Origin of the sequence: Acinetobacter sp. YH12227 (assembly GCF_013417785.1) — a bacterium.
GTDB classification, from domain to species: domain Bacteria; phylum Pseudomonadota; class Gammaproteobacteria; order Pseudomonadales; family Moraxellaceae; genus Acinetobacter; species Acinetobacter gandensis.
In genome coordinates this window covers 12,833-31,346 of the sequence record NZ_VPDH01000011.1, presented here as the reverse complement: position 1 = coordinate 31,346, position 18,514 = coordinate 12,833, and the positions used below count along the sequence as shown (strand labels likewise).

Annotated in this window: 14 protein-coding genes; 7 read left to right on the top strand and 7 right to left on the bottom strand. The window is 39.0% G+C overall.

Annotated elements, in window-relative coordinates:
- Positions 1-43 precede the first annotated feature (43 nt).
- The 3 genes from mfd to aspA all read right to left on the bottom strand — a co-directional run bounded on the left by mfd (position 44) and on the right by aspA (position 5,648).
- Positions 44-3,502, bottom strand: coding sequence for a transcription-repair coupling factor (gene mfd / locus FTV09_RS03980; RefSeq protein ID WP_180056888.1), 3,459 nt, complete (start codon positions 3,500-3,502; stop codon positions 44-46).
- A gap of 167 nt (positions 3,503-3,669) precedes the next feature.
- Positions 3,670-4,026, bottom strand: a complete 357-nt coding sequence (locus FTV09_RS03975) for a hypothetical protein (RefSeq protein ID WP_180056848.1) — start codon at positions 4,024-4,026, stop codon at positions 3,670-3,672.
- 188 nt (positions 4,027-4,214) lie between these two features.
- Entirely contained in the window at positions 4,215-5,648 is a 1,434-nt protein-coding gene (gene aspA / locus FTV09_RS03970; RefSeq protein WP_180056846.1) for an aspartate ammonia-lyase, read from the bottom strand.
- Positions 5,649-6,086: 438 nt separating this feature from the next.
- Here aspA and putP point away from each other — a divergent pair, with 438 nt between their 5' ends.
- Complete coding sequence (putP, locus tag FTV09_RS03965; protein ID WP_067762566.1) at positions 6,087-7,595, top strand: sodium/proline symporter PutP; 1,509 nt, start codon at positions 6,087-6,089, stop codon at positions 7,593-7,595.
- Positions 7,596-7,667: 72 nt separating this feature from the next.
- Here putP and FTV09_RS03960 read toward each other — a convergent pair whose 3' ends face one another.
- Entirely contained in the window at positions 7,668-8,162 is a 495-nt protein-coding gene (locus FTV09_RS03960) for an Lrp/AsnC ligand binding domain-containing protein (protein WP_067762565.1), read from the bottom strand.
- 133 nt (positions 8,163-8,295) lie between these two features.
- Between FTV09_RS03960 and putA the strand changes: the two genes are divergently transcribed.
- The 4 genes from putA (at position 8,296) to FTV09_RS03940 (ending at position 14,341) form a co-directional block, all read left to right on the top strand.
- A complete protein-coding gene (gene putA / locus FTV09_RS03955) occupies positions 8,296-12,030 on the top strand; it encodes a trifunctional transcriptional regulator/proline dehydrogenase/L-glutamate gamma-semialdehyde dehydrogenase (protein ID WP_180056844.1) in 3,735 nt (1,244 codons plus the stop codon).
- 209 nt (positions 12,031-12,239) lie between these two features.
- Positions 12,240-13,322, top strand: coding sequence for a tRNA (uridine(54)-C5)-methyltransferase TrmA (gene trmA / locus FTV09_RS03950; protein ID WP_180056842.1), 1,083 nt, complete (start codon positions 12,240-12,242; stop codon positions 13,320-13,322).
- Between the two features lie 252 nt (positions 13,323-13,574).
- Positions 13,575-13,799 carry a hypothetical protein gene (locus FTV09_RS03945; RefSeq protein ID WP_067762562.1) on the top strand — a complete coding sequence of 75 codons (225 nt, stop codon included), beginning with the start codon at positions 13,575-13,577 and terminating at the stop codon, positions 13,797-13,799.
- A gap of 293 nt (positions 13,800-14,092) precedes the next feature.
- Positions 14,093-14,341 (top strand): hypothetical protein, encoded by a 249-nt coding sequence (locus FTV09_RS03940; protein WP_257222794.1) that lies wholly within the window; start codon positions 14,093-14,095, stop codon positions 14,339-14,341.
- A 100-nt stretch (positions 14,342-14,441) separates the two neighbouring features.
- Here the strand turns inward: FTV09_RS03940 and FTV09_RS03935 are convergent, their stop codons facing one another.
- The gene (locus FTV09_RS03935; protein WP_373685008.1) at positions 14,442-15,212 is read right to left on the bottom strand and encodes a phosphodiester glycosidase family protein; all 771 of its coding nucleotides are present in this window, start codon (positions 15,210-15,212) and stop codon (positions 14,442-14,444) included.
- Positions 15,213-15,349: 137 nt separating this feature from the next.
- Between FTV09_RS03935 and FTV09_RS03930 the strand changes: the two genes are divergently transcribed.
- The gene (locus FTV09_RS03930; protein WP_180056840.1) at positions 15,350-15,883 is read left to right on the top strand and encodes a lecithin retinol acyltransferase family protein; all 534 of its coding nucleotides are present in this window, start codon (positions 15,350-15,352) and stop codon (positions 15,881-15,883) included.
- A gap of 2 nt (positions 15,884-15,885) precedes the next feature.
- On the opposite strand, the gene FTV09_RS03925 is transcribed toward FTV09_RS03930, so the two are convergent.
- The gene (locus FTV09_RS03925; RefSeq protein ID WP_180056838.1) at positions 15,886-16,353 is read right to left on the bottom strand and encodes an SRPBCC domain-containing protein; all 468 of its coding nucleotides are present in this window, start codon (positions 16,351-16,353) and stop codon (positions 15,886-15,888) included.
- 86 nt (positions 16,354-16,439) lie between these two features.
- The gene (locus tag FTV09_RS03920; protein WP_180056835.1) at positions 16,440-17,495 is read right to left on the bottom strand and encodes an aldo/keto reductase; all 1,056 of its coding nucleotides are present in this window, start codon (positions 17,493-17,495) and stop codon (positions 16,440-16,442) included.
- Positions 17,496-17,592: 97 nt separating this feature from the next.
- On the opposite strand from FTV09_RS03920, the gene FTV09_RS03915 reads away from it, so the two are divergent.
- On the top strand, positions 17,593-18,513 hold the full coding sequence (locus FTV09_RS03915; RefSeq protein WP_180056834.1) for a LysR family transcriptional regulator: 921 nt from the start codon (positions 17,593-17,595) through the stop codon (positions 18,511-18,513).
- Position 18,514: the final 1 nt, after the last annotated feature.

Sequence of the window (18,514 nt, the reverse complement as noted above, 5' to 3'; positions counted from 1 at the left end):
TTGTTCAAGTTAAGCTGCATTTTTTTCATATTCGGCTGATGATTTAAGATAATTCTTTCAATAGGCTATCGAGTAAGTCATTGATAAATTTAATACGTTTATCGTACTCTTCAAGCATTACCATAACTTTTAAACGTTGCCCGCCTTCCATTCTGAAGAAGGTTGGATGTTTCTGCATCATTTGAATAATTGAAATCGCTTGTACAGGTGTATCTGGTGAAAATTCGATACTACCGCCATGTGAACTAATATCAATTTTGGTAATACCCAATTGCTCTGCTTTGAGGCGTAATTGATGGACAGAGAACAATTGTTTTACCGACTGTGGCGGTAAACCAAAGCGATCAATCAATTCCATTCGAATATTATCGAGTTTTTCTTGCGTATCTGTATTACTAATACGCTTATAAAATAATAGTCGCTGATGAACATCACCTAAATAATCATCAGGAATCAATGCAGGCATATGTAAGCTAATTTCAGCAGTCAACGACAATGGCGAATCAAAGTTAGGCGTTTTTCCTTTTTGGATGGCTTTGGTGGCTTTTTCCAACATTTCCATATACAAGCTATAACCAATGGTTTGCATAGAACCACTTTGTTGTTCACCCAATAATTCACCTGCGCCACGAATTTCCAAATCTTCAGTGGCGAGCATAAAACCGGCACCTAAAGTTGAAGCGCGAGAAATTGCATCTAGACGTTTTTCAGCATCACCTTTCAGACCTTTAATTGAAGGCACCAATAAATAAGCATAAGCTTGATGATGGGAACGTCCAACACGACCACGTAATTGGTGTAATTGCGCCAAGCCAAGTTTATCAGCACGTTCAATCAAAATGGTATTGGCATTTGGCACATCAATACCAGTTTCGATAATGGTTGAACACACCAATACATTGTATTCTTTGTGATAAAACTGCTGCATCACTTGTTCAAGTTCACGCTCCCTCATTTGACCATGCGCAACTGCGACACGTGCTTCAGGCACCAGTTCACGTAAACTTTCCGCTGCACGTTCAATTGTGTCGACCTCATTATGCAAGAAATATACTTGACCACCACGTAACAACTCGCGTAATACAGCCTCTTTAATGGCATCACCAGTATGTTCTTGCACGAAAGTTTTCACCGCTAAACGACGTGCCGGTGGTGTTGCAATAATCGAAAGATCACGCATACCACTAAAAGCCATATTTAAAGTTCGTGGAATTGGAGTAGCAGTAAGTGTCAACATATCAACATCTGCACGTAATGCTTTTATACGTTCTTTATCACGCACTCCGAAGCGGTGTTCCTCGTCGACAATCATTAAACCTAGGTTTTTAAATTGAATACTTTCCTGCAAAATTTTGTGCGTTCCAATCACAATATCAACTTTGCCGTCGGCTAAGTCTTCAATGGTTTTTGTATGACTCTTAGACGAACCGAATCGAGAAAGTACTTCAATTCTGACAGGCCAATCGGCAAAACGATCTTTGAACGACTCATAATGTTGCTGTGCCAACAAGGTCGTCGGCACGAGAACCGCTACTTGTTTGTTATTTTGTACAGCAACGAAAGCCGCACGCATTGCAACTTCAGTTTTACCAAAGCCGACATCACCACAGACCAAACGATCCATCGGTTTAGCTTGTTGCATATCATACAAAGTGGCTTCAATTGCATTGGCTTGATCAAGGGTTTCTTCATATGCAAAACCGCTCGCAAACTGCATATATAAACTTTGATCTAACTCAAAACCATAACCTGGCTTCGAATGGCGACGTGCCTGAATATGCAGCAGCTCCGCTGCAACATCATGTATTTGTTCTAAAGCCTTACGTTTGGCTTTACTCCAAGCATCCGTACCTAACTTATGTAAAGGTGCAAGGTCAGGGTCGCCGCCGCTATAACGGCTAATTAAATGTAAATTCGTGACAGGTACATAAACTTTCGCTGCATCTGCATAGTCTAATTGTAGAAATTCGTGATCTTGATCATCAATACTTAAAGTGATTAAACCTGCATAACGCCCAACACCATAGTCGATATGAACAACAGGTGCACCAATACTCAGCTCAGTCAGACTGCGTACAAGAAACTCTTCTGAGACTTCCTGTTGCCGCTTTCGACGACGCTGTACCACACGATGTTCATATAACTGATTTTCAGAGATTACACTGAGCTTATTACTCAGTAGCAAGCCACGATCTAAAGGTGCGTTGGTGATCGCAATTGCATGCATTGAAGTAATGAAATCATCAAAACTTTCAACAGTTGGAATATCACCTAAACTCGGACGTAATGCATCTTTAAGTGTTTCTCGGCGACCAGCACTCTCAGCAACTAACAATACTGGATAATTTGCATTATCAATATATTGCTTAACTGCGCTAAACGGTTTTTCTTTTTTTGGATCGACTGGTAAACGTGGTGGAATTTCAGCAGCGAGGTTGAGCACACCTGCTTTTTCATCAAAAGGTTCTGCTGATGCCACAATACGACGCAACTTATTGAGTTGTTCTAAAATGTGGTTAGGTTGTAAAAATAATTGTTCAGGCAGCAATATCGGTTGGTCGACATTATGACGACGGTCTTCATAACGACGAACTACATCTGCCCAAAATTGCAATAAACTGTCATCGACAGCCTTATCTGTAATGACAACGCCATTCTTTGGTAAGTACGAAAATAGCGTACTTTGCTCTTGCATGGCTTTTTCAGAGAAAAATAAGGGTAAATAAAACTCAATACCCGGTGATGCAATACCTTCTTGTACATCTTGGTAAATTGGGTTTTTCTTTGGATTTGCATTTGGAAAGCTTTCCGCATAACGATCACGAAACAATGAACGTGCTTCTTTCAGCGGAAACTCCTTGGCAGGCAAGACTGTAAATTGTTCTAGATTTTGTGTGGTACGCTGCGTTTCAGGGTCAAAAAACTTTAAAGTATCAATTTCATCATCGAATAAATCTATGCGAATCGGTGCACTTTGTCCCGATGCATAAATATCCATAATGCTTCCACGTACAGCAAATTCACCATGATCATAAACAGTATCAACCAAGTGATAACCTGCCTGAATCAAACGCATTTTTTGTTGTTCTAGGTCAAACTTTTGCCCAACATTTATATCAAAATGTTCACCCAACACCCAAGATGCAGGCGCAACACGCTGTGCTAAGGTTGAAGCTGACAGTAACAATACTCCCTGCTGCGGCATATTCGATAATATTGCTAATCGCTCAGAGACAATATCTTGATGTGGAGAAAGTCGATCATAGGGCAAAATTTCCCAATCAGGGAAAATTGTGGGCTTAATTCCGTAAAATTCCAGCTCACTTTCAAGCTGCCCCAGATGCTGGTTATTTCGCGCAACAATAATAAAAAGCTGCTTCGATTGCTTACTAATTTCTTTAAATAATAATGCCGCAGATGAGCCTTGTAAGTTACCGACCCATCGCTTTTCACCAGCTTTAAGCTGCTTAAGATTGAGTTGTGAAATTTCTTGCTGGAACATGATGTAATAAGCTTTTAATGTTTTAATCACCTGAGCAACATATTAACACGATGCATTTTACATGCGTGATTTTCTAATGATGTTCAGGTGAAATTACAACACAATCGATAAGTTAAAACATGGCAAAGAATATTGAATCGCAAAATTAAAAGCCAAATTTTCCGGCTTTATTTTTTGTCTCGAATAAACTGTCGATAGTAATCATTTAACAATTTTAGATATTGCTTAAATTGCAATAAGTTTTCTTCTGTATTCCCTAATCGAGCAACAAAGCGTTGATTGGCAATTTCTAAATCAATCTTTTCATTGATAATCATTGCAGCTGAATAGAGTTGCTTTAAATCGTCAAAATGCGTTAATTTTCGATTTGACAAATATTCCAAACGCTCTGACAAACTGTTTAAAACGACACCATCAATAATATAGCCTTTCACATCATCAAACTGAATGCGATGTTCATCTAAGTACAATTGTTCAGGTGATTCTTTTGAACCTTTAAAAAGTTGGCTTAACTTATTAAACATAGCGATTAAAACAAAATTAAAAACTATTGTACTGCGTATTTGCTCTTTGCTGCGTTGAATTATTTGAAATCATTCACCAAACGGTTCATTTCACTGATTTATACACTTTTTAACTCTATAAATAGAAAAGTGAAGACGAATCTTCACTTTTAAATGGCTTTTTCATTGAGACTGTAAGTCAATTACAATTAGCTCACTTGAGCCAATGGCGCCTGCCAAGGTGTAACTTCTGAAACTAGATTTTCTATGGAGAAAATTTTATCCAATTGCTGTGCAGTTAATAATTGCTGTTCAAGCACCACTTGGCGGATAGTTTTATTCTCTGCGATACATTGCTTTCCAATTTCATCACATTTTGCATGCCCTAAATATGGATCAAGCAAGGTAACAATCCCCACACTGCGCATAACTGCATCAAAACAAGCTTGTTCATTTGCTTGAATACCTTGAATACATTTCGTTTCTAAGGTGGTAATTGCATTAATCAGTAATTCAATTGACTCATTCATTGAAACTGCAATCACAGGTTCCATTACGTTCAATTGCAGCTGCCCTGCTTCAGCAGCTAAAGTGATGGTCAAATCATTCCCCATGACTCGAAATGCAATTTGATTCACTACTTCAGGAATCACTGGATTAACCTTTGCCGGCATAATTGAAGAACCAGCTTGAAGCTCAGGTAAGCGAATTTCTGCAAGTCCTGTACGTGGGCCAGAACTTAATAAACGTAAGTCATTGCAAATTTTTGAGAGTTTCACCGCGAGTCGTTTTAAACAGCTTGATAAAATAATAAAGACACCACAATCACTGGTTGCTTCAACATAGTCTTCAGCACCTTTTAATTGTAAGCCCGTTAAATTTGCGAGATTTTGCACCACTTCAGTTGCATAGCCTTTGGGTGAATTCACACCTGTACCAATTGCTGTTGCACCTAAGTTAATTTCCAATAAAAGTTGACGTGTTTGGTCGATTAGCTTTAAGTCTTCTTTTAATAAAGTTGCAAACGCACGAAATTCTTGCCCCAGTGTCATTGGAACAGCATCTTGTAATTGAGTACGTCCCATTTTAATGACATGCGCAAATTCTTCTGCCTTTATATAAAGTGCATCAATTAACTGAGCTATAACTGTCAGTAAACCATCGAATGAACTATATGTTGCAAGGCGTAGCGCTGTTGGATATACGTCATTGGTCGATTGCGACTTATTCACATGATCATTAGGATGAACTCTGTGATAACTTCCCTTCGCTTCGCCCAATAACTCTAATGACAAATTAGCAATCACTTCATTGGCATTCATATTAATAGAAGTACCCGCTCCACCTTGATAAATATCAATTGGAAATGCAGTCTGCCAATGTTCTGGATGCAAAATTAAATTGTCACATGCCGATTGAATCGCCTCTGCGATTTCATCCTGTATTAAATTAAATTTTTGATTGGTTTGTGCCGATGCTTTTTTAACTTGCGCAATCGCACGAATAAAATTGAGATTCATACCTACCGTTTGGGATGAAATCTGAAAGTTTTCCATTGCCCTTAAAGTATGAATGCCATAATAGCTCGATTGTGGGACGACTTTTTCCCCTAACAAATCATGCTCAATTCTTGTTTTTTCCATCTGAACCGTCGTCACTGCTGATACTCACTTCTAACGCACCATCTTTGTGCACTATGATATTTAATCAATCACACTTATTGCTCTACATCACAAATACAGCGAAATTGAAAGCAAATATATCTATTAAGTGCTTCATGTATATAATGTAAAGTTATGTAATTTACCTCATTATGCTTACGTTTTAATTTGTAGAGCAAGCCATACCCTTAACTTTCATTTTTATGTTCAGGATCTAATTAGATTAAGGAATGAACTCACTTTGCAAAAAAAAAGACTTTGTAAGAAAAAAATATGAAATTTACATAAACCATACACAAAACACGCTTAAATGTTACAGAGTGTAATTTTTAAATCATGCTTATATCAGCGACCTAAGTAACAAGTACAAATTTTCATCTAGGAATGAGATGAATCTGTTCAAATAAGGATGAACTGCCTATGAGCCAATTGAACCCGACATTAGTCACTTTTATTTTCTATATCATCGCCATGCTTGCTATTGGCCTGTATGCCTATAGAGCAACAAAAAACTTTGATGAATATATTTTGGGTGGCCGAAGTTTAGGCAGTGTTGTCACCGCACTTTCAGCAGGTGCATCCGACATGAGTGGTTGGTTACTCATGGGTTTACCAGGTGCAATTTATCTATCAGGACTTTCTGAAGCATGGATTGCTATTGGTTTAATCATTGGTGCTTGGCTGAACTGGCTCATCGTTGCAGGTCGACTACGTGTACATACTGAATATCAGAATAATGCACTCACCTTACCGGATTATTTCACCAGCCGTTTTGCAGATAAAAAGCGTATTTTACGAATATTATCTGCTGTTGTGATTTTGGTATTCTTTGCAATTTACTGTGCATCTGGCATGGTTGCTGGTGCTCGTTTATTTGAAAGTCTGTTTGGCTGGAACTACACAACAGCGCTTTGGATTGGCGCAATTGCCACCATCAGCTATGTTTGTATTGGCGGCTTCCTCGCTATTAGTTGGACCGATACTTTTCAAGCTGGCTTGATGATTTTTGCCTTACTGCTTACCCCCGTTATTGCCTACTTATCATTAGGAACTAACAGTCATGATATGGCGCTACTCCTTGAAACTGCGCGTCCGCAGGCTTCAAATTTATTTGAAGGTTTAAGTACAGTTGCGATTTTATCAAGTATGGCATGGGGTCTAGGTTATTTTGGTCAACCACATATTTTAGTGCGTTTTATGGCTGCGGACTCTGTGAAGTCAATTCCTGCGGCACGTCGCATTGGTATGACGTGGATGATTCTATGCTTAGGTGGCGCAGTTGCTGCTGGCTACGTCGGTATTGCTTACTTCCAAGCACATCCAGAATTGGCAGCTGTAGTGAATGCTAATCCTGAAACTGTATTTATGGAATTAACCAAAATCCTGTTTAATCCATGGATTGCCGGCATTGTCTTGGCTGCAATTCTAGCCGCAGTTATGAGTACTTTAAGTTGTCAACTCTTGGTGTGTTCTACGACTTTGACTGAAGATTTGTACAAAGGTTTCATTCGTAAAAACGCGTCACAAAAAGAGTTAGTTTGGATTGGCCGTGCCATGGTTCTAGCAATTGCGATCTTAGCGATTACCCTTGCCATGAACCCTGCAAGTAAAGTACTTGGTTTAGTATCATATGCTTGGGCTGGCTTTGGTGCTGCATTTGGCCCATTAATCATTCTTTCGTTGTTATGGAAACGCATGACATTGAATGGTGCGATTGTCGGCATGATTCTAGGCGCTGTAACCGTTATCGTGTGGAAAAATTACATGGGCCACACTGGCTTATACGAAATCATTCCAGGATTCATCCTGTCATGGATTGGTATTGTCGTGGTGAGTTTAATGGGCAAAGCACCTTCAGCAGAAGTGACAGACCGCTTTGAAAAAGCCGAAGCGCAATATCAAAAAGAAATGGCTGAAATTGGTAAATAATCTTTAACAACCCACCCAATGTAAAAAAAATAGGAGCTAAATGCTCCTATTTTTTTGTTTTTAAATCGGTAGTTATTGTGGACGACTGGCAGGTTTCAGCTTAATTTGCAGACTTTCTTTAATCACTTCCATCACCGGATAGCTCCGCGTTTCTTTTATCCCCGGAAGTTGCCAAAGCACCTGCCCCGAAATTTTTCTAAACTCTTCCATATTGGCACAGCGAATTTTAACAACAAAATCGAAGCCACCACTGATCATATGACATTCCACAATTTCTGGTATTTGACGTACGGCATCAGAGAAATCTTCGAGTACGTTCGGTGTGGTTTTATCCAGTAATATCTCAACAAAAACCACAAATCCATTGTTCAATAGCACTGGATTTAAACGTGCTTCGTAACCTAAAATGAAGCCTTCCTTGGATAATTTTTGCACGCGCGCCAAAGCCGCAGTAGGTGAAAGATTAACCAATTCTGCGAGCTTAATATTGGACAATTTTCCATCTTGTTGCAGTAGCTCTAAAATTCGAATATCTATACGGTCTAAGCTCAAATATGGGCTAGTCATCTGAATTTTTCTCTAAATATAATTAAAACTATAGTGAGTTATTCGGTAAATATTCTGTGATGATAAATTAAATTTAGCACCTTGCTCAAGATTTATTTGAACGTCATAGAACATTGACACGGAAAATTGACACATGAATGGAAAAGTATTTGAAGTCGCGGGAAGCGATGATTTCATCACGGAATTTCAAGACAAAAACAGCTTTGAGCAATCTATAAATACAGCATGGCGTCGTGCTGAAACAGAATGTGTCGAAAACCTTTTAGCACACAGTGAAATTCCCTCTCCAATTTGCGAACAGATTCAAAAACTGGCTTTCGACTTAGCCCATTCATTACGTGAACGTAAGAGCGGTAGCGGCAAGGCAGGTATTGTTCAAGGTCTATTGCAAGAGTTCTCACTCTCTTCACAAGAAGGCATTGCATTGATGTGTTTGGCTGAAGCACTGCTGCGTATTCCAGATAAAGCCACGCGTGATCTTTTAATCAAAGACAAAATTAACCAAGGTAACTGGAAAGACCATGTTGGCCAAAGCAGCTTGATGTTTGTGAATGCAGCAGCTTGGGGTTTAATGCTGACAGGCAAATTAATGGAAACGCCACAACAAAAAAGCCTATCTAGCCTGCTCACTGGTATTTTAGCGCGAAGCGGCCGAGGCATTATTCGTAAAGCTGTCGATGTGGCAATGCGCATGATGGGTGAGCAATTTGTTACAGGTGAAACGATTGAAGAAGCATTAAAACATGCAGAAGTACTTGAAGATAAAGGCTTCCAATATTCTTATGACATGTTGGGCGAAGCAGCATTAACCGATCCAGATGCTGAACGTTATTACCAAGACTATACCGATGCCATTCATGCTATTGGTCAAGCGTCAGCAGGTAAAGACGTCTATAATGGCCCTGGCATTTCAATTAAATTGTCTGCCTTACATCCACGTTACCAGCGTTCGCAAATGGACCGTGTGCATGATGAATTATATGGCAAAGTACTTGAACTCGCTCAACTTGCGAAACATTACAACATCGGTTTAAACATTGATGCCGAAGAAACCGATCGTTTAGAAATTTCTTTAGAATTGTTAGAACGTCTGTGCTTTGAGCCAAAACTTGAAGACTGGAAAGGCATTGGTTTTGTTATTCAGGCTTACCAAAAGCGCTGCTTCTATGTTGTTGATTATGTCATTGATTTGGCAAAGCGTAGTCAAAAACGCCTGATGATTCGGTTAGTTAAAGGTGCATATTGGGACAGCGAAATCAAGAAAGCACAAATTGAAGGAATGACTGACTACCCTGTCTTTACCCGAAAAGTGCACACCGACCTTTCATATGTTGCATGTGCGAAAAAACTATTGGCTGCTCCTGAGCAAGTTTACCCACAATTTGCGACCCATAATGCTCAAACCGTGGCAACGATTTATCAACTAGCACAACCTGAACACTATTATCCAGGCCAATACGAATTCCAATGCCTACATGGTATGGGCGAACCTCTTTATGAACAAGTTGTTGGTGCTAAATCTGAAAATAAATTGGGCATTCCTTGCCGTATTTATGCCCCTGTTGGTAACCATGAAACGTTGTTAGCGTACTTAGTGCGTCGACTATTGGAAAATGGTGCAAATACCTCTTTCGTAAACCGTATTGCTGACAAAAATCTTAAAATTGAAGATTTAATTGAAGAACCACGTCAAACCATTTTAGCGGCAGCAAAAAATGAAAATGTAGTTGGTGCAAAGCATTTATCTATCCCCTATCCAAAAGATTTATACGGCCACAACCGTACTAATTCAAAAGGTTTAGACCTCGCTAACGACCATGATTTGTCTGCTTTAAATACAACCGCAATCGAATTAGCCAAAGTTCAATGGCAAGCTCAAGCAATGGGAGCTGCTTTTCACGATCTTAGCAATGAAAATGCAATTCAAATCGTTAATCCAGCAAATCATCAAGATATCGTTGGTCAAGTGGTCGAAGCTAGTATTGAACAAGCAGATCTTGCTTTAAATCATGCTGTAGCAGCCCAAACATCATGGCAAAACCGTCCAAAAGATGAACGTGCAGCCTGCTTAAATCGTGCAGCAGATTTGATGGAAGCTCAGTTACAGCCATTCATGATTTTACTATCTCGTGAAAGCGGTAAAACCTACACCAACGCCATTGCAGAAGTTCGTGAAGCAGTCGACTTCCTTCGCTACTATGCCGCACAAATGATTGATCTTGTAAAAGATACGCAAATCACACCGCTGGGTACTGTGTTATGTATTAGTCCTTGGAATTTCCCATTAGCGATTTTCTCAGGACAAATTGCTGCCGCATTGGTTGCAGGGAATACCGTTATTGCAAAACCTGCGGAACAAACCCCATTAATTGCTGCTCAAGCAGTAAAAATTCTATGGGAAGCCGGCATTCCACAAGATGTATTACAACTGCTTCCAGGCCGTGGTGAAACAGTGGGTGCCAAGCTCAGTAGTGATAATCGTATTCAAGGCATCATGTTTACCGGTTCAACCGAAGTTGCACGTATTTTGCAAAAAACCGCTGCACAGCGCCTCAACCAATTTGGTGAAAGTGTTGCTCTGATTGCTGAAACAGGCGGTCAAAATGCCATGATTGTCGACTCTTCTGCACTTACTGAACAAGTTGTATTAGATGTTGTAAATTCAGCCTACGACAGCGCAGGTCAACGTTGCTCTGCACTACGCATCTTATGTGTTCAAGAAGATAATGTTGATATTGTACGTACTATGCTTAAGGGCGCAATGAAGCAACTTCATTTAGGCAATCCAAGTCTGTTAAAAACTGATATTGGCCCTGTTATTGACGTTGAAGCTCAGCAAAACATTCAACGCCACATTGATAAAATGCGCAGCAAAGGCTATCCAGTTCATCAAATCATGTTTAATGCAGATGCGAGCGAATTGACTGCTGGAACGTTTGTTCCACCAACGTTAATTGAACTGCCTAATTTGAATGATTTAGAACGTGAAGTCTTTGGTCCAGTACTGCACCTTATTACCTATAAATATGGTGAGATTGAAAACCTACTCGAGCAAATTAATCAAAAAGGCTATGGCCTAACCATGGGTCTACATACCCGTATTGATGACACCATTCAAAAAGTCATTGCTCATGCAGAAGTGGGTAACTTATACATTAACCGTAATATTGTAGGTGCTGTCGTTGGTGTACAACCATTTGGTGGTGAAGGCTTATCAGGTACTGGCCCGAAAGCAGGTGGTCCGCTTTATCTCTATCGTTTAATGCATCAAGTATCTGAAAAGAAACTCGCTACACCTTATGCAGCAAAAGTAGAAACGCCAACAGCTCACTTCCCTGCTTATGATGCATTTAAGACTTGGGCGGCACAGCAATTTGCTCAAATACAACTCACACCTCCAAATGCAATTGCTGCTGGACAAAGTTTTGAACTACAAGGCCCAACAGGTGAAAATAACCAATACGCAATTTTGCCACGTTCACGTGTACTTTCCTTAGCGCAAAACGATGTCGATCAACTACATCAACTTGCAGCAATACTCTCTGTAGGCAGCCAACCTGTCGTATTAGCGGAGAATACTTTTGTGCTGAAGTATTTAAGTAGCATGCCTAAAACACTGATGGATCAATTCAAAGTAATTACCGATCTTTATAACGGTGACTTTGATGCGATATTACATCATGGTGAAAAAAATGAGTTACTTAAATTACAGCAAGTGATTGCTTCACGTGAAGGTACAATTATTGGTATCACCCATTTAAACTCAGGCAATTTTGATATTCCAATTGAACGCTTCGTCATTGAACGTGCAATTAGTGTCAATACAGCTGCGGCTGGCGGTAATGCCAGCTTAATGACAATGAGTTAACTTTTTCCTCGGCTTGCTCAGTCTTTATGAATGTTCCATAAAGACTGAGTTTTTTTATGCAAATAACGCGATAAATATTTTAAAATTAACGCGCGTTAAATCCTACCATGACAAATGATATCCCCGAATTAACGACAATTAATTTAGTCTTATGAGGCTAATTTTGCTAACATGACTTTTTTTAATATGTTTGCGATTTTTTACTGCATATGACTTCAACTTATCAGCAACAACTTGATGCCAAAGTTGCGCGTATCACGGCTCAATTTTCAAAATACAATCCTCCCTCTTTAGAAGTTTTCTCTTCTGCAGAACATAACTTTCGTATGCGTGCGGAATTCCGTATTTGGCATACTGAAGATGATATGTTCTATGCAATGTTTGAACGTGATGCAGATAATCAAAAACAAGTCATTCGCATTGATGAATTTCCAATTGCAGATAAAAGCATTAATGCTTTAATGCCAGTTCTTTTGAATGAACTAAAAGCGACTGAAATTTTATCGAAACGCTTATTTGAAGTTCACTTCCTAGCAACCTTAAAAGGCGAAATGCTGGTTTCACTGGTGTATCGCTGCCCACTCAATGTAGAATGGGAAATTGCTGCAAAAGCACTGTCAGATAAATTAAATATCAAAATTTATGGTCGTAGCCGTGGCCAGCGTGTCATTTTGACAGATGATTACGTTGTCGAAGAGCTTCAGGTTTTTGATCAAAGCTATCAATACAAACAAATCGAAAGTAGCTTTACACAGCCTAACGCACGCGTTTGCCAAAAAATGTTGGAATGGGCTTGTAATGCCGCGAAGCAGTCTGATAAAGACCTATTAGAACTTTATTGTGGGAATGGTAACTTTACTTTGCCATTGTCTAAGCATTTTAATCGTGTGCTCGCAACAGAGCTAGCCAAGTCATCTGTATATGCTGCTCAATGGAATATTGAAAAAAACAACATAGATAACATTCAAGTTGCTCGACTTTCAGCAGAAGAATTTACCCAAGCTTATAACGGTGAACGTGAATTCCGTCGTCTAGAAGAAGCTGAAATTGATATTGCGAGCTACGACTTCGATACAGTATTTGTCGATCCGCCACGTGCAGGTATTGATGATGATACTTTAACGCTCCTACAGCGCTTTGAACGTATTATCTATATCTCATGTAACCCAGATACGCTGCATGACAATTTGCAGCAATTAGCACAAACTCACAAAATTACCCAATTTGCTTTGTTTGATCAATTTCCTTACACCCACCATGTGGAATCTGGCGTTTTACTTGAAAAAATTTAAACAAATTATTTCATGTCATACAAATGTCATTGAGGGAGCTTAAATTTAGCTCCCTTTTAATTTACTAAAATTCTTATATATTGCAAAAACATGCGTTGAACACCACTCAAATATGCCTATTAAAAGACATAACATCAAAAGTCCAATCGAAAAAACGATTGTTCAATTGATTAAAATATCACTTTAGTAGTCTTGCTTTATTTAATAGATTGGTTATATTTCGTCCTATGTTAGGTCGTAAATGAAGGCTCTATGAGTTTTTGGCAAAAGTTGTTCTCAAATGAACAGCAAAACGGGCATAAGAATCAAATTGCCTGTGTTGAAAATGATTGCTCTTGTAAAACCAATGAACAGCTTATTGCTGCTCTTACAAAAGCAACAGATGAAGATGTCATCCTTGGTATTAAAAAAGTGCTTGCAGCACGAGGCTATAGCCGCAAGGAACTCAATGAAATCCAGCATCTACCTCTTCAGTAACATCTGAATAGAGCAAGATCAAAAAGGCATACTGTTTTGGCAGCATGCCTTTTTTCATGTCTGATGTATATGCTTAAAATATAGACCCATTATTTTACGCGACTCCATCATTTCTAGCATGTAAAGCTTAGCGCTTCTCCAATGCTATGGACAAAGCCATAAAGATATTGCTCGCTATTTGCCAAACAAACACTATAATTAAAATCCATAAATTGTTATTTTAAATAAATTTATTTTAATACTTAGCATATTAAACCATACAAATAAAACGTAGATAACAACGGAATAGAAAAATGAATCATTTAACTTTAGCCTTAATGACCACTGTTTGCTTCAGCCTGAGCGCATGTAGCAATATGCCCAAAGAGTGCGAAGAGTCATGGGAAAAACTCGAATCCTTTTCCAAGCAAATGGGCTTGAGTGAAGAGCAAATTAAACAACAAAAAGTTCAATTTGAAGACGGGATTAAAAAGCATTCTAAAGAAGAAGCCATTCAAATCTGCCAAACACAATCTAATTTTCTAGGTTTAGTCGGCAAATAAATAGATTGGAAATAACTGGCAAAAAATGGCCTACAAACTACATAGGTTTGAGCTTTGATCATCTATCAAGCTCAAACGACATTTAAATACCCATCTAAGACTAACGACAATTAAATACTTGGCTATATGCAACAATTGGTCCTAAGGGCCTCAACTGATCATTACGCTTAAGTTCACCAATATATGCACTTGAAACCGAACCATCTAAATACAAGGCATTTTTCACACCAAGCGTCGTTTTAAAGTAATCTGCAAAATTGTAGAAAGAGACACGCTCATTTGTTATCACAAAATACAACTTACCGTCTTTAATCCCTACCCCATTACGTATTTTTAATGAATCTGAATTTTTAATAAAGTTTGGATTAATCTGACCATTGATCACCAACATGGGGCCAGACTGAGTCGCATATAAGGCTTTAAATGATGATTTCGCATAACTTTGGGTAGTTTCAACTTTGGCTTGTGCATGATTCCAGGCCAAGACACCATTCGGTTGTATTAAGAAATTACCAAAACCACGTGTTGCGCGATTTAAAGCTTTCTCTTCTACAGCACCTTCAATATATAGGCCGACAGGACTCAAATCTGCGTGGTACATACCTGCATTCATTGCAAACTGCATAGTACGACAGTTCTTTTGCAAATCTGCTGCAAGTCGTGAAATAAATTGGTAGGGCTGACTATTTGTATCATTCAAATGAAGTTTTAAATTTTTAAAATCACCAATTTCGACAACATCCGCTAAAATCGGTTTTTTAACCTGAAATACCCGAACGCTACTTTCTGCATAAGTCGAAGCAATACCGAGGTTTATAATGAGTAGCGCACTCAAAATTTTTACACTTGTCTTTAAATATTCTAAGTACACGCTACATCCCTCCCCATATACACAAAATTGATCAAAAATACGATGAAATCCCCGCTAAAATAGTCGATTAATTCACAGATTAAAAGTAGACTAATACTTAAAAATTGTTTGGATATCAAAGTAGGATTGGCATAAGTATGCACGCGCAGAAAGATGGTTATCCATTAGGAGCACATCTGATTGTTAAACACTTCGGCTATACCCATCATGGTATCTATGCTGGTCGTGGACGAGTGATTCATTACTCAGGTTTTGCGCACCTATTTAAAAAACATCCTATTGAAATCACCACTATCGACCGATTTAGTCATGGCAAAAAAATAATGGTTCAACATTATAGCCAGCCAAAATTTAAGGGTCGAAAAGTAGTACGCCGTATGCGTTCTCGTATGCATGAAAACAATTATCATCTGATTATTAATAACTGCGAGCATTTGTGTACTTGGGCGATAACTGGCGTAGAAAGCAGCCCTCAAGTATTTCGCATGATGAATCGCCTGACCACAATTGGTTACGTCAGCTCAATTATGAGTTATATGAGCAGCATGATGCTTACTGTCACCACAACCTGCTTCGCTTTAGTATTTTATATTAAAAAGAAATTACGCGAAAAAGCCAAGATGCAAATGCCTGCGAGCTATTTAAAGCCACCACAACATAAAAATCGCTAATATCACGCTTTGGCCGTAGTTTCTTCTGTAAATGGGGGAAATTTATCCTCAACCAGTTTTGTTACGATATCATGTTCTAAATAGATTTTAGCTGCATCCAATACTGTGGTAAAACCGCCTGTACTATCAATCACAAAGTCGATGAGCGCTTGATCCTGCAAAGGAATATCATAATTTCTAATTTTGACATAGGTTTGCATACTGGTGATTTTTTCAAAAATAAAATCTACTTTGGTTTTAGGTTCTCCCCACTCAATCTGAATTAACTCATTTTCTTTAATTTTTAAAACATTTACCTCTGCTGACGCCTTATATTTAGGCCAATACCACTGAACAGTTTTTTCTGCTTCTAAATATCCTGATGATTCATTAAACCAAAACTGAGTGGTAATTAATGGATCAACAAAAGCATTGAACACAATATTGACGGATTTTCGGATTAGCATTTGCGTTTCGATCACGGTACCCATGTTTTATCCTACGTTGTTTTCTATCAGTGATAGCACATACGTTCCAAATATGGCTATCACTGATTTGTTATTGATGAATTAGACATTCAATTTGTATGTATGAATTGCGAAGACACCAAAGTTGGATTTTTTTCGCTAAATTGCCCATTCCAATACGGATAGTATGGATACGGCGGATAGACTGCACTCACACGGTTTAGTCGCTCTAACTGCTCTAAAGTTAATGACCATTCTAGAGCCGCAAGGTTATCGATTAGTTGTTTTTCATTGCGCGCACCAATCAAAATACTAGAAATCGTTGGACGTGTTTTGAGCCAATTTAAAGCAATCTGCGGTATCGAACGCTGTGTTTCTAGGGCGATTTCATTCATCACATCGAGCACAGCAAATAATCTTTCTTGGTTTACAGGCGGGGCAAATTGCGCTGTTTCATGTAATCGACTTTGCTGAGGTATTGCATGTTCACGATCAAATTTCCCCGTTAAGCGCCCCCAGCCCAGAGGACTCCACACCACGGCACCAATATGCTGATCGTGTTGTGCCGGCATGAACTCCCATTCATAGTCTCGCCCAATTAAAGAATAATATACTTGATGCACACTTAATTTCTCATAGCCTTGTTGCTGTGCGATTGATTGCGCTTTCATCAATTGCCAACCAGAAAAATTCGAAGCGCAGATATAACGAACTTTGCCACTTCGAACCAAATCATCAAGCGTGCTCATCAACTGTTCAAGCGATGTCATACTGTCAAACTGATGCAGTTGTAAAACATCAATATAATCTGTAGCTAATCGTTTTAAAGAAGCATCTACGGCGGCTATTAAATAGCTTCTTGAATATCCACCTTGATTAATTCCATCCTGTAAACGTATTCCAACTTTGGTGGAAATAATTACATCTTGGCGTTTCGACCCAAGCAATTCACCCAACATCTGCTCAGATGCCCCATTGGAATATGCATCTGCGGTGTCGAAATAGTTCACCCCATGATCTATGCAAAGATCAATCATTCGTTGAGCTTCCGCTAAGTTGGCTTGTCCCCAAGCTGAAAATATCGGGCCTTGCCCACCAAAAGTACCGGCACCAAAGCCAAACTCTGATACAAGTAAGCCAGATAGACCTAGATTTCGATAGTTCATTTTTACTGTCCTGTGTTGAATTTATACACAGAATAAGTACTGAACATTATTTGAAAAACTATGAATATCTAGAAATACTTTCTTGAATTTTTTGATAATGCAGACTGAAGACTTTAATCTATTTAGCCGTATGGCAATACTGGGTTCAATCAGCCAGGCCGCCAATGAAGCCAACATTTCAGTTTCAGTTGCCAGTGCCCGCCTTATGCGACTCGAACAACATTTAAAAGTTCGGCTTTTTCATCGCACCACGCGACAGCTTCATCTGACACAAGAAGGTGCGATGTTGCTTGAACAGGGTTATCCACTACTCCAACAATTTAATTCATTACTTAATCAATTGAATACTCAGCCGCTAGTACTTTATGGCACGCTAAAAATCACCTGCTCTGAAGTCTTTGGCAATCGTATTCTCAGCCAAGCATTCGCAGCGTTTGCTCAAAAACATTCAAATTTAACTTTAGATATTGAACAAACAGATCAGAACTTAGATTTAATCAGTTCAGGGATCGATCTTGCCATTCGTATTGGACAACTTGAGAGCTCATCATTAATTGCTAAACCGCTGAGTTTAAATAAACGTATTCTGTGTGCATCGCCAAGCTATATTGCACAGGCGGGCGAACCAAAAACGCTAGATGATTTATCTCGGCACAACTGTATCTTACAAAAATATCCCAAGGGGTTAATGCAGACTTGGAATTTTATTCAAGAGCAGCAGGTCATTCAAATCCCTGTCTCAGGTCATTATCAAATTAATTCGGGTGAAGGTGTGCGCCAAGCTGCACTGGCAGGTTTAGGTATTTCGAATCATTCTTTATGGCATGTAGACAATGACCTGCAATCTGACCGTCTCATTCAAATTCTGCCGAGTTTGCAAGTACAAAGTACCGCTATCTATGCAGTTATCCCTCATCGAAATTTTGTACCCGCAAAAGTTCAAGCCTTAATCCAACATTTAGAGCAGTATTTCCAACATGACTTTCCGTGGTTTATTTCACCCAATTTAGCTAAATAAA